Here is a 14586-nt window from a genome sequence, read left to right as displayed (position 1 = left end):
TTAGAACATTAATCTCGTTCTCTTTAACTTATATACATTGGTATTATCTTCATTATTTTTAAATATTAATTTACTAACTGCATATCTAATTGCATCTATACAATGATTATAGGTATCTACAGGTTTATTCATATACTCACCTGTTTTCTTATCTTTTGTCCAAGTATAGTTATCAAACTCTTCAATTGTTTTAAAACATCTCTCATCAATTATAATTTCAAACTGACTCATAAATTGAATTCCAATTAAAATACTGTCTTTGCCTTTAGAAGTTGGTATGATTCGTTCAACTCCTTTAACTCTTATTTCTGCTATACTTTTTCGTTCAGCACAGTCAGCGACTATAACTTCTTTTGAAAAACCCAGATTGATAATTACTTCTGCTATCTCATTGTTAAGCATTTCTTTTTTAACAAATTCAGAAATAATATAAAGCTTCTTATTTTCTAAATCTACTTTTACATGTACAAATGCACTTGGGTCATTTATGTATCCAAAGTCTAAGCCGAAATAAGAAGGCAAATGACTAATTTCGTTTATGTTAATCACTCTTTTTTCGTATTTAGGAAAAATTAATTTATCTAGTGTAGCAAACTCACCGAGAGCATAAATCTTATAATAGGCGGGGTTTCTATTGGCCAACTGTTCTAAGTTGCTTTTTGTCATTTCATCTAAAAACTTATTATCTTTATAACTAGACTGTCTTATTAGTACATCTTGAAGCGGTTGACTGGATTCGAAAAATGCTTTATAAACCCAATTTAATTTTGAAACTGGGTTAAACATTAGAAATATTTGTCTTTGTACATGTTTCTTTTCTCTTAGTCGTAATGTAAGTTGTGTATAATCATCCAGGGTAAATTCTGACGCTTCTTCCATAACCACATCAGATATTGCTTTAATTGATTTTATTTTTTCAGGATTATCTAACCCTTTAAATAAAAAAATAGCGCCATTAGGTAGCACTACTTTATTATCAGTCTTATTCCATTTACACAAATCCCAAATCTTAAAATCAATCAAGCAACTTCTTACATCTTCAAACAGGCTATCTGTAATAGTTGCTTGAACTTTACGTAACCATAATACCTTTCTAGGATGTTTCCATTTTTTCAAAGATTTTATAATAACCTTTTGTACGACACCATGTGATTTACCACTTGAACCACCACCATAATGTACCTCAGTAAAATTAGAATAATCTTCTAAAATTTCAAAGATATTCTTATTAAATACTTTATTGGGATATTTAAAATTAAGTCTAATCGTCGTCATTATATTCACCGATATTGATTTCAATATTTTTCTGGGTGATTTCTTGTTCCACTTTATCTCTGTATTTATGAGGTAATCTATTTTTCAGTGCAAATATGAGTGATGTAGGATTAGGATGTTCATATTTTTTAATTTTTACTATATTACCTTTATTTGTCACAGTTTCTTCTTCGTAATAATAGCCAACTGCTCTTTTATGTAAGGCATTCTCTAACTCATAGTCAGAAACTTCTTTGCCCTTTTTTATGGCGTCTAAAAAGTCTGGTATATTCTTTTTCCATTTAATTAATGTGTGTTTTGATACACCTAAATTCTTAGCAATTTGTTCATCAGTTAGTCCATCACGTTTCCATCCTTCAACTAATCCTAACTTACTTTCGATATCTAATTTTTCATACAAACCTTTTCTAGCCATTCCATTTACCACCAACTCTCACGCTAATAGCTTTTTAATTTTTTCGCATTAAAAAAACGCCAATTAAGGCGCATATAAATTAATTTATTTTTAATTCTACTACTTTATCTAATGTAAAATTTTTTAATTCTACTTTACTAATCTGTTCAGCATTAAGTTTATCACCATCAGTTAATAGTAATACCTTTTTTTCTCTCTTATAATTCTCTAATTTTCGTTGTATTTCATCTTTGATTTCTTCGTCAAAAAATTTTTTTATATTTAAGTAATCTTTGATTCCATTTATTTTACCTAAATAATTTCCGTATGCATCGTAAAACTTAGCTACCAAAATAATCCCTCCTTTTTTAAAATTATTTTTATTATACAATATTTACATACATTAACAACTATAATTTAAAACCTACCTGAGTTTTCTCTCAGATAGGTTTTGGGAGGAGAACATATAATGTCAAAAATCTTAGGACACCTGGGAGAATTTTACTTCTCCTATATATGTATCAAGATTAAGACAAAAATTCATAATAAAAATAAATTCTCTTTCAATTCATTATCAATTTTCTTTTGCGCTCTTTTTAAAAAGTTCTGAACTGTACCAATCTTTATATTTAATAAATCAGCACATTCTCTATAAGATAAATGTTCACACCTAATCATGATAAAACATTCCAACTCTTTAGTCGTAAGTTTCATTAGAGCATAACTTATTTGATTATCCATATCATCAATAACATCATGATATTCCATATTAGATATTTTTTTATACATAGATTCATCACAAGCTTTTTCTAAAACTTGTTGATCTACTAAATAACATTGAGATTTATCAATAGCATTGTAGTTTCCAGGTTCATGTCCAGTATTCAACCATTCAATAGTGTAATCAATATCTTTTAACATATCTTTATAAACAGATAAATCATCTATTTCATCTGTATTAATTTGTTCAAGTTCTTCGATTTTGTTAAGTACGTTTAACCTGGTCTTTCTATACTCTATTAATAAATCTCTCATGTTGTAGTTCTCTCCTGAAGTTTTATTTCTTAAATTGATTTATTGTCTTCAAACTGTTTCCTAACTTTAATTTTCAAATCAATAATTTCAATTAGTATAACGAATATTAAAATTGGTAATACTAGATTCAATTGCTCAAAGAAAATTGAAAATGTAAATATAAAAGTTATTCCGAAACTTAAAATAATACCTAATATTAGTCTTAAATAATAAATAGTAACTATAGACATTAAGTAAAATATATTAATACATATAGCTAAACTAATTAATGTGATTATTGTTGTCATTTATAAGCACCTTCTTCACTTGTTTATAAATACCCTTGATACCTTAAACGTAACCTTTGTTTATATCTGCAATTCCATCTTGCCTAGCATGGTTAAGTTTCATTTTCTTTTTGTATGCATCGATGAGTTGGTCAATAGAGTAAATGTTGTATGCTATATCGAACGCCACAACAATAGTGAAATAGTCAGGATAAAATTCGTTATATACCAAATCAGGTAAACCTAAAATTGCATCTTTAGCAAATTCTTTATTATTAAAATCAAACATTTCTTTAAAAAGTTCATCTTTAAAGCTTTCTTTTATTAATTCAACTATTTCTTTAGCATTTGAACTTGTTTGATTGGCAATACTTAATCCAAATGCCAACATATCCGCTAATTCGTCTAGTTGAATATCTATCGGTTTGCCTGGTTTCTTCTTCCAGTTTTTGAACGTCTCCAACGTGTTAAACCATTCGAAAAATTCAACCACATATGCAATCTTGCTATCCTGTAAATTTAGTGTCGGTATTCTACTGTCAAAGTTCTTTTGTATTTGTAATAATTCTTGTAATTGATTTTCTGTCACTTGATTAGTCATTTTTAACCTCCTGCAAGATACTTTTTAATATCTGACAATCTTTATAATCCAATGTCTCATACTTTCCTAAATCTAATACGTGGCTGAGATTGCTTTGTATTTCATCAAATGCTTTTGCTTTTCTTTCAACATTTACTAAATCCTCGTCCAATAACTCAATATCTTCATAAATATTACCGATGACATCTAAATTCAAATCAAATTCACATAATTTATAACGAATAGTAGAATAATTATCTTTAGTTCCATCTATTGCACAAAAGCCACCATCTTTAAAAATGATTTGAGCGTTATAATCAATACCATCGTTAGAAAAAATACGTACAATATCTCCTTCGTATATCTCAATATCATTCACATCTTTAAGTCCCGTAGACATCATCACAACTCTATTTATAGAACCATCATCATTAATAATGTCTAAATCTTCCATGTGGCTGAATGTAATTTTGAATGAATCATCAAAATCTTCTCTCACACCATAACTCATAAAGATTTCTTCTCTTACTGCTTCCCATTCTCTAAATTTCAGTATCATTCCACCATCGCCCCATTTTTATATACACAAACAAACTCTTTCTTCACTTTGTCGTAATAATGAATTGTAGTATTTTGAATTAGTTCATCAGTAGTCACACTCAATATTTCTTTAATTGAATTTTCTTCAAAGACTCCTTCAGTAGAATGCCATTTTCCGTAAATGTCTTTTCCCATAGCCACAACTCCAAAAAGTTGAGTTTCTAGTGTGATAGGTTCTTCAATTTCTACTTCAAAGAATGAATCTTTTACTATAAAATCTCCACGTGTATCAAAATCTCCAAATTCATCGAAATAAACTAATTCATCTCTACTTTACGTTTGATTTTTGCCATTTTATTCCTCCAATTTTTGCTTTGATTTTTTATGTTTTAGTTTCTAAATGCTTTAGTCGCATAATTAAGTAATTCGTAATAATATTTACTAGGTTTTACTTTTTGTGGATATTTCTTTAAGTGCAATTTCTCCTGTTGTCTTTTTCTCTAAGCTCTTTTTTATAACTTGGGCGACGTTGATTTGACAATTGATTTTGTTTTCTAATTGCTAGCATTTTGTCAAAATCTTTTCTAGACATACGTTTCGGCTGATTCATTATATAAAATCTTGGCCATCCATTTTTAAATCTATTAACGATTAATGATCTTGTAATACCAAGCTGCTTCATCTTTTTCACTTCGTCGTTATTAAATTTAAGTTCATGGTCTCCGATTTTCAATTTGTATGGTTCTTTGCCCAAATACTAATCACCCCACTGTTCGTTTAATTCTTTTAAAAATTTCGCCCTATCTTCTTCAAAGTTTTCGTCTATTTCGTCTTGATATTTATCTCGATTTTTAATCCAGTCTGGCGTTTTCTCTCTACATTGTTGGAATTGTTTAGGTTTGTTGTATTGATCTCTTAATGCTTTTTGTTGAATCTCATAGGCTCTAATTTGGTCAATTGAATTTAGGTTTGACTGTAACCATGAATTTAAAATACTTTTAGCATAACCCCAATTAACTTTGTTTCTATCCTTTGCAATTTTTAGTGCTGCTATAACAATTTCGTCTGAATCGTGAGAAAAGTTATCAAGATAATAACTTATTTCCTCAACAAGATATTGAGTGATGAAACCAAATCCATTTTCTTGGAAGAAGTCGAAGGCTTTATACTTCTTCTCCTTCTTCTCATTCTTTACATTCTTATCATTCTTTATATTCTTTATATTCTTAGTCTTGTTCAGTGATTTGTTCAGTGTTCTGTTCAGTCTATTGTCTCTCTTTTGTTCAGTCTGTTGTTCAATGATTTGTTCACTTTGTTGTTCAGTTGGTTGTATAGTTTGTTGTTCAATTAACTGTTCAGACTGTTGTTCAATCATATGTTTTTTATTTTCTTCTTTTCCTTGATAAACCTCGTAGTTATGCACTTTTATAGTTGTTCCATTTTTTGTCTTTTTAGTGTTTATCATGTTGTCTTTTTCTAGCGCATTTAAATAGTTCCTAACAGTGTTTCTAGAAACGTTCCAACGTTCAGATAATTTCAATTCTGATGTATGAAATGAACCACGCTTTAATAAGACTAAATTTCCACCAATCATCATTTTTTTATCAGAATGATTTGTTAATAATAAGATGTCTAACCACCATTTAAATCGTTTGGAATCTGCCCAAATCCAGTGGTCAATTATTTTTCGATGTATTTTAATCCAACCTGTCATCTAATCACCTCTTTTAAATTCGACCGATTAAAAAGGCAGATCATCGTCTGTTATGTCGAACGAATCACTCATATAAGGATTATCTGGACTATCTAAACTTGCTTTTTTCGGTTCTTTTGTATAATTTTTTTCTTCGTCTTTAATGTCATATTTTTCATATACTGCAGTACCATCAAACTTCCAAAATCTCTTTAAATTCGTAACCCATTTATCTGTATAGTCATTAAATTTACGCTCTAATTCAATGTTTATTGGCTTACCAATTAAATCTCTTTCAGTAAATATAAATTGCATATTATTACCTTTAAGACCTAATACACTTAAGAATGTATATAGCCAATCACGTGCATAATTATGTTCCATATCAGCATTTGCATAATGTACAAATTCGCCTTCTTCTTTATGTATGAATGTAATTGCAAATTGAGGATGTCCGTTTTTAGATTGTTTAGCCTCAAAATTTTTAATTTTTACGCTGTAAAGACCAGGTTTCATGTAGTTTCCTAATTCTTGAGCACCATTAAGATTTATATTAAAATTCACAGTTCTTACCACCCTTTTGATAATTATTAATTTCCACTTCTAATAGCTTCTACAAGGTCGTTTACACTAGGATTAATAAACTTCTTATCTCTAATTTTCACATTGCTAGCGTGCCTTATTTTAGTTTCAAATAAAGAAGATGGTTCAGCATTTAAAATATATTCAAATCTCTTTCCTTCACTATCACTATGTTCCTCTATAGTCATTCTGGCCAAAACATCAGATTGACTCAAAATAGCCTTTCTAATTTGTTCTTGTGCCTCAATAGTGATAGTAGGATTAATTGTGCTACCTTCTTCATCTTTATCTTTATTAATACCTTCATGACCACTTATAGCTATATGAAATTGATATTTTTGTTGTATTGTTGAAATATATCTATACATTTTCACTATTCGGGAAGCACACTCTCCCCAATCGTTGAATGTAGGATTTCGTCTTTTACCATTCATAATTTCATCAATAGTTATATCTCTTAGCTTTTGAATAGTTTCTATCACAACAACATCTATAGTTTTTCCATTCTCACGTAATTGTTGAATAATTTCTGGCAATTTCTTTATAACTAAACCAAAATGTTTATAGTTCTTAATTTGTACAACGGCACCATCTTCTGTAACAGTAGTACCATCCTCATTTATATCTAGAACTAAAGCATTATTATCTTTAGTTAAAAAAGTAGTTTTACCTGTCCCGAATTTGCCGTATATTGCGAATTTATAGAACTTATTAGCATTTTGTTTACTTATGTCTTTGACACCTAGTTTTTCTAAAATACTGGGCTCGTGTGTCATTTAATCACCCACTTTGACTGAATACGAAGTTGGCTTTTGAACAAGGTATATACCTTCTAACATTTCACCATTTGAATCTATTAATCTTCCGGATTCAGTTACATTAAAATCTTTCTTTATATCAGTTTGATTTATTTTTTTAGTTACTTTGATATATTTATCAAAACCACGTTGTTCTAATTGATCTATAACATTTTGCTCATTACTAATTTGTATCACTTTAGACCCTTTTCTAGCTGTAACTTTGCCGTAAGGTGTATTTAACTTAAATTTTGCATCTTTTTCACGTTCTTCTTTAAAATATTCTGTTAGAATATGTTCAAAGTAATCTTTATTATGTTGAAGTTGCTCTGTTTGTTTATTTTGCCATTCCTTAATGCGTTCAATTTCTTGAATAGCAAGTTGATTTATTTCATTTTCTTTAGCTTGAATTGCATCTAATTTTTTAAATGCCCAGTTTGCTTGATCTAAATTAGTTATTTTAAATGTTTCATTTTGGCTTTCAATAGTTTCGATTTCCAGTTGTTGTAATTCATTCATTAGATCAAGCCCCTTTTTTTACTAAAATTTGTCCACGCATAACTGCAATAATATAATTTTGCATACGTTCATGTGATTCTGGTTTTACTTCAAAAATCTGTAATAACTTATTATTTGTTTTATATCTATTATGATAATGTAAAAAGTTTATGATTAATTCATTTCTAGGAGTCTTTTCAATTTCCAATAAACAGCATTGGTTTGTATTCTGAAATTCATTAAATAAGTTTTGGTAGATATCGTACATTTTTTGTCTAGGTGTCATTGTCATTGTTGTTGTCCTCCAAAGTTGTTATAATTTAGTTGGTTATTTTTCTAACTGACTGTTAAGCATTGCCGTGCTTAATGGTCTTTTTTATTTCTTGAAAGAAATAATTATCATATAAAAGAAAAGTCATGATAGCTAATAGTGCAGCAGTACCAATAGCAGTTGTGAAATATAATCCAATCATCGCTAATAAAATTGACATGGTTACAAAAATCAAATTAGCAATGACGAATGAAATAAATGATTTGCACATGATGTCCTCACCTCCTTTAATTGCTGATTCTATTAATTACTTTTTGATAAGCATCTAAGATTTGTGGATATAGATAAATCACTCTTGTTCCAATTCGACGTGTAATTTCTACAATTTCAGGTTCACATACAATTTTATTTTGTAGAGTTGACTTACTTAGCCCTGTAATTGTTACTAGATCTTTAATATCAATTGAAGCGTATTGACGTTTGTAATTTTCTAAAATACTTTCCACCTTTGACTGCACTAACTCATTAATAAAATCATCTTTAATTTCAATTGCAATATTGCTCATAAGTTGTTCCTCCATAATTAAAATTTTCTATTGTTCAGTTTTCTGAACGTTTTGATTAAAAAAATATAATCCCACTTTATTAGGTGAAATTTCAAGTAGTTCGCAAATTCTTTTGATTTCCCATTGAGTGAATGAATTTTTCCCTTTCAATTTATGATTTATTGAAGTCCGTGATATCGGAATAGCGTTAGCTAATGAGCTTTGACTATGTCTATATTCTGCCATTCTTTCACAAAGCAAACTATAATCAAATGTATAACTCATCTAAATCACCTCCTTACTTGTTCGGCTTTCCGTACATTTTTATTAAAGCATTGTAGTTTAAAATAGTCAACATATATTTTTCATTTTTCTGTACAAAATTTGTTGAATATAATTGTAAGTTCTCTAATTTAGTAGTATTATATTTAAAGGAGGTGTTCAGAAATATGAACTGTTTTAAAAACAGATTACGCGAAGCTATTGATTCTAAAAAATATTCGCAATCTGAATTATCAAGGTTGACAGGTATTGGACGTAATTCAATTAGTGATTATTTAAATGGAAAATACGAAGCTAAACAAGATAAAATTTATATTTTAGCAAAAGTGCTTGATGTAAGTGAAGCTTGGCTTTTAGGCTATGATGTTAACCCTGAACGCCTCAGTGATGACGATAAAAGATTAAGTCATAATGGAGAAATTATTGCAGCACATATAAGTGATGATGTAACAGATGAAGAAATGAAGCAAATAATAAATTTCATAAACTTTATAAAAGATAATAAAAGCGATAAATAAAAAGAGACGCTAATTTATTACTAATACCTATTTTATTAGTATAATTGTGTCTCTTTTTTATTATATATATTTTTAGCATATAGTTTACTTCTCTATAGATTAGTGATGATAAACATAAAAATTTAAAATTTCAATTTTATAAAAATAAACTGAAAAGGAAGTGATCTACTATGCATAATTGCAAGGAGATGATAAATAAAATTGAAGTAAAGTATATAGACTGCCCCGAAAAATTAAATAGCTTTATATGTGGTAATAATTTATATATAAGTAAATCTATTATTCCTGATTTAACAGTAAATGAAAAAGTAGTTTCGTATAGTACTCGACAGATAAATAAACTTAACTCTCTAGCCATCAGTTCTGTAAGTGAATTTATTCCTCTAGATCAACTCATCGAAGCTATTAAAAATCCTCAATTAAATTCATACTCAAAATTAGCAATCTACTTTAATACTACTTCAATTTTTATTAAACAAACTATAACTTTTTACAAAATCAAATATCCTAATTTAAATCTAATTAATGCCATTGATAATTAGCTTATTTTCAACTTAAGGAATATACATCTAGGGAGTGATAAAATGGCATCATTTGAAAAAAGAGGAAATAAATGGCGTTTTAAAGTACATTTTAAAGACCATAATGGAGATAAAAAATATATATCTAAATCCGGTTATAGAACGAAGACTGAAGCCAAAAAAGCAGCTATTGAAATTGAAAGTAAATTAAATAAGGGCTATAAAGAAGAAAAAAGCTACACTTTAACTGCATGGCTTGAATACTATCTAAATACTTGGCGTAAAAATAAAATTAGTGATAGTAGTTTTGAAATTGAACAATTTTCAAAAAAAGAATATTAGATTTCTATAATGATATTAATATTAAAGACATTACACCATCTATGCACCAAAGTTTTATCAATCATTTAATAGAAAAAGGTTATAGTAAATCTACTTTATCTAAAACTCACAATTTGCTAAAGCGTAGCCTTGAAAGAGCTAAGTATGATAGATTAATATACTTCAATCCTTGCGAAGGAATTACACTGAATCATAAAGATTTAAAAATTAAGGATAAAGCAAAGTACTTACCTAAAGATAAAGTTAAGCCTTTTTTAGCAATGGTTAAAAAAAGAGATGTATATCAATATTTTTTATTTAGAACTTTAATAGAAACAGGTATGCGTATTGGTGAAGCTAGTGCATTATGTTGGAAAGATTATGATAGAAAATTAAAAACAATTTCAATCACAAAATCTTATGATCAAAAAAGAAATAAATTCGGCCCTACTAAAAATAAGGAAAACAGAATTATATTTATATCAAATGAATTAGCTAATGAATTATTTAAGCTTAAAACATTACAAAATGGTAATAAGATAGCTAATTCAGACTTCTATAATAATTCCTATGATTACATATTTTGCAATGAATTTGGTGAGCCGCTTCCACGTTCAACCACACATAATACTATGATGTATGTCACTAAAAGATTACTTGGTAAAGGAAATGAATTAAGTATTCACAAACTAAGACACACACACGCTACCTTACTTCTAGAAAGCAATGTACCTATGAAAGTAATTCAAGAACGTTTAGGTCATAAATCTGAAGCTATTACTAGTGAAGTTTATAGTCACGTTACTAAAAAAATGAATGATAATGCTAAAGAAAACTTTGAGAAGTATATTAAGAATGTATTTTAAAATTAGTTGCCCAATAGTTGCCCATTCAAGTAAAATTTAGAATCATTATATATATAAGTTGCCCACTTTTATATAAAAAAGAAGCTAAGGCAAAATGCCTTAACTCCTTACCCCTATTAGGTTTTCCCTGAAATTGTTTAGCGCTTAGTATTGCTTAATATACTGTTCTCTTTCCCATTCGGATACTTGAGTTCTATAGTAATCCCATTCAATAGATTTTGAGTTAATAAATTGATTGTAAATATGATTACCTAAAGCGTTTTTAATTGATTTATTTTCACGCATTGCTTTTAACGCAGTGTATAAAGTTGAAGGTAAGTCTTGGATACCAACTGCTTCTCGTTCTTCACGATTCATTTCGTAGATATTTTGGTTTACTGCTTCTGGAACCTCAAGTTTATTCTCAATGCCATCTAATCCTGCTTCTAAAATTGCTGCTAATGCCATGTACGGGTTAGCTGCAGGATCAACTGAACGTACTTCAATACGAGTTGATAGACCTCTAGATGTTGGAACACGTACTAAAGGTGAACGGTTTTTACCACTCCATGCAATATAACATGGTGCCTCGTAACCTGGTACAAGACGTTTATATGAGTTGACGATTGGATTACATACTGCAGTGAATCCTCTAGCGTTTTTAAGGACACCAGCTGTAAATTGATAAGCAGTATCAGTCAATTGTAAATCACCTTCAGGATCAAAGAACGCATTCTCTTTTCCTTTAAATAGTGATACGTTGAAGTGCATACCACTTCCGTTTACACCAAATAATGGTTTTGGCATAAATGTGGCATGTAAATTATGCTTACGTGCAATTGTTTTAACAACTAATTTAAATGTTTGGATATTATCACATGCTGTAACAGCGTCTGCATATTTAAAGTCAATTTCATGTTGACCTGGCGCTACTTCATGGTGGCTTGCTTCAATATCAAAGCCCATATCTTCTAATTCTAATACGATGTCACGACGACAATTTTCACCTAAATCTGTAGGAGCTAAATCGAAATAACCACCATCATCGTTTAATTCTAATGTAGGTTCGCCTTTTTCGTCTAATTTAAATAAGAAAAATTCTGGTTCAGGTCCTAGATTAAAATCAGTAAAGCCCATGTCTTCCATTCTTCTTAATACACGCTTCAAGTTAGCTCGTGGATCACCTTCAAATGGTGTACCATCTGTTTTAAATACATCACAGATTAGTCGTGCTACTTTTCCTTGTCCAGCAGTCCAAGGGAAAATAACCCAAGTATCTAAATCAGGATGTAAATACATATCTGATTCTTCGATACGAACGAAACCTTCAATAGATGAACCATCAAACATCATTTCATTGTCTAATACTTTTTCTAATTGACTTACTGGAACTTCAACATTTTTAATAGTCCCTAAAATATCAGTGAATTGTAATCTTAAATATCTTACGTTTTCTTCTTCAGCAAATTTACGAATATCATCTTTTGTAAAACTACGTTTTGGCATGGTATAAATCCTCCAATTTTATTTAATAAATCGTGATAAATCGCCACGATTTATTGGTAATGTTTCACTACGTGGTTTCTGCGTTGCGTCAACAATCATTCTCTTTCTTGTCTCTTGTTCATCAGTAGTTAAATGCCCTTGCTCATCGAATATAATTTGTTTAATACCTCTAATATTAAATCCCTTTTCGATAAGAGACTTTATTTCTAACAACCTCTCTAAATCGTTCATAGAAAATAATCTCTTATTTCCATCTGTTCTTTCGGGCATCACAAGTTCATGTGTTTCATAGTAACGAATTTGTCTTGGTGATAAATCAGTCAATTTACTAACCACACTCATAGAGAAAACGGCCATGTTTCGTCTGATTGAATCATTAGACATTCCTTGAACCTCTCCTCTACTTTTGAACTTGTTATTAATTTAGCATAGTTTTACTTTAATTACAAAAGTATGTAAGGTTTTCTGACATAAACCTTCTAAACCTTATTATATCAATGTTTATTTATTAGTAATTAATTAAAATTAGAAATGAGAATGGCTTATAACACAAAAATTTTATAATTTTCCGACAATTTATATTGTTCGAAATAAAAAGAGATTGCTTTTCAAAGTATAACTAAGCTTAATAACTTTTATCTTAGGCGTAACAACTCTAAGAATAAGGCTAGAACATCGTCCATTCTCTTTATATCTATTACTTTTGGGGAGTCGAAAATCTTATCGAAAACAAACTCCTTATAACATCGTTATCATTTATATGATCTTTCTTTGATGATTTAATGAATCATACGAGAATGCTTTTATGCTATATCCTTATATTGAGCCTAATCTTTTATACTTTGATCTCAATCTCTTAAAAATTATAGTAAATTGTTATCTTGCATATCTTGCACCGCACGCGTAACAGCTAATTTGACATGTTCATAAGTTAAACCACCTTGAACATATGCTTCATAAGGCGGGCGTATAGGTCCGTCTGCAGATAATTCAATAGATGAGCCCTGAATAAATGTACCTGCAGCCATGATGACATCATCTTCGTATCCAGGCATATAGCTAGGTTCTGGACTAAAATGTGCGTTAATTGGTGAAGCGTGTTGTATACTTTGACAAAATGAAATCATTTGCTCTTTCGTCTCAAATTGAACCGTTTGAATTAAGTCTGTACGATAAACATTATATTTAGGGGAGGTCTTCATGTTTAGTTTTTCTAATAACAAACTAGTAAACAGTGCACCTTTTAAACTTTGGCTAACCACATGTGGTGCTAGAAAGAATCCTTGATACATTTCTTGTAGAGAATTAAGTGAGGCACCTGCTTCCTTACCAATGCCTGGTGCTGTTAAACGATAACCACAGCGTTCAATTAAATCTTGTCTACCAGCAATATATCCTCCAATTTTAGCTAAACCTCCACCTGGATTTTTAATTAATGATCCGGCGATTAAATCAGCACCTACTTCAATTGGTTCTTTTTCTTCTACAAATTCCCCATAACAATTATCAACAAAAATAATGATATTGGGATAAACCTCTTTAATTGATTTTATTGCTTGTTCAATTTCATTTATTGTAATTGATGGACGTTGATCATATCCTTTTGATCGCTGAATTGCTACAACTTTTGTATTGTCATTAATTTCAGTGATGACTTTAGGAATATCAATTCGACCGTCACGTAATTCGACTTCATTATAGCGAACACCATATTCTTTAAGACTTTCAACACCATTGCCATTTATGCCAATGACTTCAAGAAGTGTATCATATGGACTACCTGTAATATAAAGTAGTTCATCATTGTTTTTTAACGTACTTTGTAAGGCTAAAGTAATAGCGTGGGTACCTGATATAATTTGAGGTCTAACAAGTGCGTCATCTGCTTTAAATGTGTGCGCATAAATTTCTTCTAAATGGTCTCTCCCAAAATCATCATATCCATAACCCGTAGACCCGTGTAAATCACTTTCGCTAGCTTTAACATGGTGAAAAGCATTTAAGACCTTTTCTTGATTAAATAATGCACGCTTTTCAATTTTCTTAAAGTAAGGAATAAGTGTGTTTTCAACTTCTTCAACTAAATTGCTAAAATCTTGCATAATCTGTCTTCCTTT

General features: G+C 29.6%; 21 protein-coding genes and 1 pseudogene. 3 read left to right on the top strand and 19 right to left on the bottom strand.

Annotation, left to right across the window (positions count from 1 at the left end):
- The 16 genes from HMPREF3241_RS07270 to HMPREF3241_RS07190 form a co-directional block, all read right to left on the bottom strand.
- Complete coding sequence (locus HMPREF3241_RS07270; protein WP_002499669.1) at positions 1 to 1275, bottom strand: PBSX family phage terminase large subunit; 1275 nt, start codon at positions 1273 to 1275, stop codon at positions 1 to 3.
- Entirely contained in the window at positions 1262 to 1690 is a 429-nt protein-coding gene (locus HMPREF3241_RS07265) for a helix-turn-helix domain-containing protein (protein WP_002499670.1), read from the bottom strand. Before HMPREF3241_RS07265 ends, HMPREF3241_RS07270 begins: the two co-directional genes overlap by 14 nt.
- 79 nt (positions 1691 to 1769) lie before the next feature.
- Positions 1770 to 2021 (bottom strand): hypothetical protein, encoded by a 252-nt coding sequence (locus HMPREF3241_RS07260; RefSeq protein ID WP_002499671.1) that lies wholly within the window; start codon positions 2019 to 2021, stop codon positions 1770 to 1772.
- Positions 2022 to 2209: 188 nt separating this feature from the next.
- Entirely contained in the window at positions 2210 to 2704 is a 495-nt protein-coding gene (locus tag HMPREF3241_RS07255; RefSeq protein WP_002499672.1) for a sigma factor-like helix-turn-helix DNA-binding protein, read from the bottom strand.
- 330 nt (positions 2705 to 3034) lie between these two features.
- Positions 3035 to 3571, bottom strand: a complete 537-nt coding sequence (locus tag HMPREF3241_RS07245) for a dUTPase (RefSeq protein WP_070853569.1) — start codon at positions 3569 to 3571, stop codon at positions 3035 to 3037.
- A complete protein-coding gene (locus HMPREF3241_RS07240; protein ID WP_002499675.1) occupies positions 3564 to 4109 on the bottom strand; it encodes a YopX family protein in 546 nt (181 codons plus the stop codon). The genes HMPREF3241_RS07245 and HMPREF3241_RS07240 overlap by 8 nt, the downstream gene beginning before the upstream one ends.
- On the bottom strand, positions 4106 to 4285 hold the full coding sequence (locus tag HMPREF3241_RS07235; RefSeq protein ID WP_002499676.1) for a hypothetical protein: 180 nt from the start codon (positions 4283 to 4285) through the stop codon (positions 4106 to 4108). Before HMPREF3241_RS07235 ends, HMPREF3241_RS07240 begins: the two co-directional genes overlap by 4 nt.
- Positions 4286 to 4559: 274 nt before the next feature.
- Entirely contained in the window at positions 4560 to 4844 is a 285-nt protein-coding gene (locus HMPREF3241_RS07230) for an SA1788 family PVL leukocidin-associated protein (RefSeq protein WP_002499677.1), read from the bottom strand.
- Between the two features lie 3 nt (positions 4845 to 4847).
- Entirely contained in the window at positions 4848 to 5804 is a 957-nt protein-coding gene (locus tag HMPREF3241_RS07225) for a DnaD domain protein (RefSeq protein WP_070853568.1), read from the bottom strand.
- 27 nt (positions 5805 to 5831) lie between these two features.
- On the bottom strand, positions 5832 to 6347 hold the full coding sequence (locus tag HMPREF3241_RS07220) for a hypothetical protein (RefSeq protein WP_002499679.1): 516 nt from the start codon (positions 6345 to 6347) through the stop codon (positions 5832 to 5834).
- Positions 6348 to 6373: 26 nt separating this feature from the next.
- Positions 6374 to 7141 (bottom strand): ATP-binding protein, encoded by a 768-nt coding sequence (locus HMPREF3241_RS07215; protein ID WP_002499680.1) that lies wholly within the window; start codon positions 7139 to 7141, stop codon positions 6374 to 6376.
- Positions 7142 to 7681: a host-nuclease inhibitor Gam family protein gene (locus HMPREF3241_RS07210; RefSeq protein ID WP_002499681.1), complete on the bottom strand. Its 540-nt coding sequence runs from the start codon at positions 7679 to 7681 to the stop codon at positions 7142 to 7144. It abuts the gene before it with no gap.
- A gap of 4 nt (positions 7682 to 7685) precedes the next feature.
- Positions 7686 to 7952, bottom strand: coding sequence for a hypothetical protein (locus HMPREF3241_RS07205; protein WP_002494406.1), 267 nt, complete (start codon positions 7950 to 7952; stop codon positions 7686 to 7688).
- A 55-nt stretch (positions 7953 to 8007) separates the two neighbouring features.
- Positions 8008 to 8202 (bottom strand): DUF1270 family protein, encoded by a 195-nt coding sequence (locus tag HMPREF3241_RS07200; RefSeq protein ID WP_002493719.1) that lies wholly within the window; start codon positions 8200 to 8202, stop codon positions 8008 to 8010.
- 16 nt (positions 8203 to 8218) lie between these two features.
- Positions 8219 to 8497 carry a hypothetical protein gene (locus HMPREF3241_RS07195; protein WP_002493721.1) on the bottom strand — a complete coding sequence of 93 codons (279 nt, stop codon included), beginning with the start codon at positions 8495 to 8497 and terminating at the stop codon, positions 8219 to 8221.
- A gap of 27 nt (positions 8498 to 8524) precedes the next feature.
- Positions 8525 to 8761, bottom strand: coding sequence for a helix-turn-helix domain-containing protein (locus tag HMPREF3241_RS07190; protein WP_070853567.1), 237 nt, complete (start codon positions 8759 to 8761; stop codon positions 8525 to 8527).
- 164 nt (positions 8762 to 8925) lie between these two features.
- Between HMPREF3241_RS07190 and HMPREF3241_RS07185 the strand changes: the two genes are divergently transcribed.
- The 3 genes and pseudogenes from HMPREF3241_RS07185 to HMPREF3241_RS07170 all read left to right on the top strand — a co-directional run bounded on the left by HMPREF3241_RS07185 (position 8926) and on the right by HMPREF3241_RS07170 (position 10984).
- Positions 8926 to 9276 carry a helix-turn-helix domain-containing protein gene (locus tag HMPREF3241_RS07185; protein ID WP_002493723.1) on the top strand — a complete coding sequence of 117 codons (351 nt, stop codon included), beginning with the start codon at positions 8926 to 8928 and terminating at the stop codon, positions 9274 to 9276.
- A 170-nt stretch (positions 9277 to 9446) separates the two neighbouring features.
- Positions 9447 to 9818 (top strand): hypothetical protein, encoded by a 372-nt coding sequence (locus tag HMPREF3241_RS07180; protein WP_070853566.1) that lies wholly within the window; start codon positions 9447 to 9449, stop codon positions 9816 to 9818.
- Between the two features lie 42 nt (positions 9819 to 9860).
- A pseudogene (locus HMPREF3241_RS07170) lies at positions 9861 to 10984 on the top strand (tyrosine-type recombinase/integrase).
- 144 nt (positions 10985 to 11128) lie between these two features.
- Here the strand turns inward: HMPREF3241_RS07170 and glnA are convergent.
- From glnA to HMPREF3241_RS07155, 3 genes are all read right to left on the bottom strand, one after another.
- A complete protein-coding gene (gene glnA / locus HMPREF3241_RS07165) occupies positions 11129 to 12469 on the bottom strand; it encodes a type I glutamate--ammonia ligase (RefSeq protein ID WP_002446332.1) in 1341 nt (446 codons plus the stop codon).
- A gap of 18 nt (positions 12470 to 12487) precedes the next feature.
- Positions 12488 to 12853 carry a MerR family transcriptional regulator gene (locus tag HMPREF3241_RS07160; RefSeq protein WP_001829488.1) on the bottom strand — a complete coding sequence of 122 codons (366 nt, stop codon included), beginning with the start codon at positions 12851 to 12853 and terminating at the stop codon, positions 12488 to 12490.
- Positions 12854 to 13332: 479 nt separating this feature from the next.
- Positions 13333 to 14571, bottom strand: coding sequence for a methionine gamma-lyase family protein (locus tag HMPREF3241_RS07155; RefSeq protein ID WP_002491370.1), 1239 nt, complete (start codon positions 14569 to 14571; stop codon positions 13333 to 13335).
- Between the last annotated feature and the right edge of the window lie 15 nt (positions 14572 to 14586).

This window comes from Staphylococcus sp. HMSC34G04, assembly GCF_001838765.1.
Taxonomy (GTDB): domain Bacteria; phylum Bacillota; class Bacilli; order Staphylococcales; family Staphylococcaceae; genus Staphylococcus; species Staphylococcus epidermidis.
This window is presented reverse-complemented; position numbering and strand designations above follow the sequence as displayed.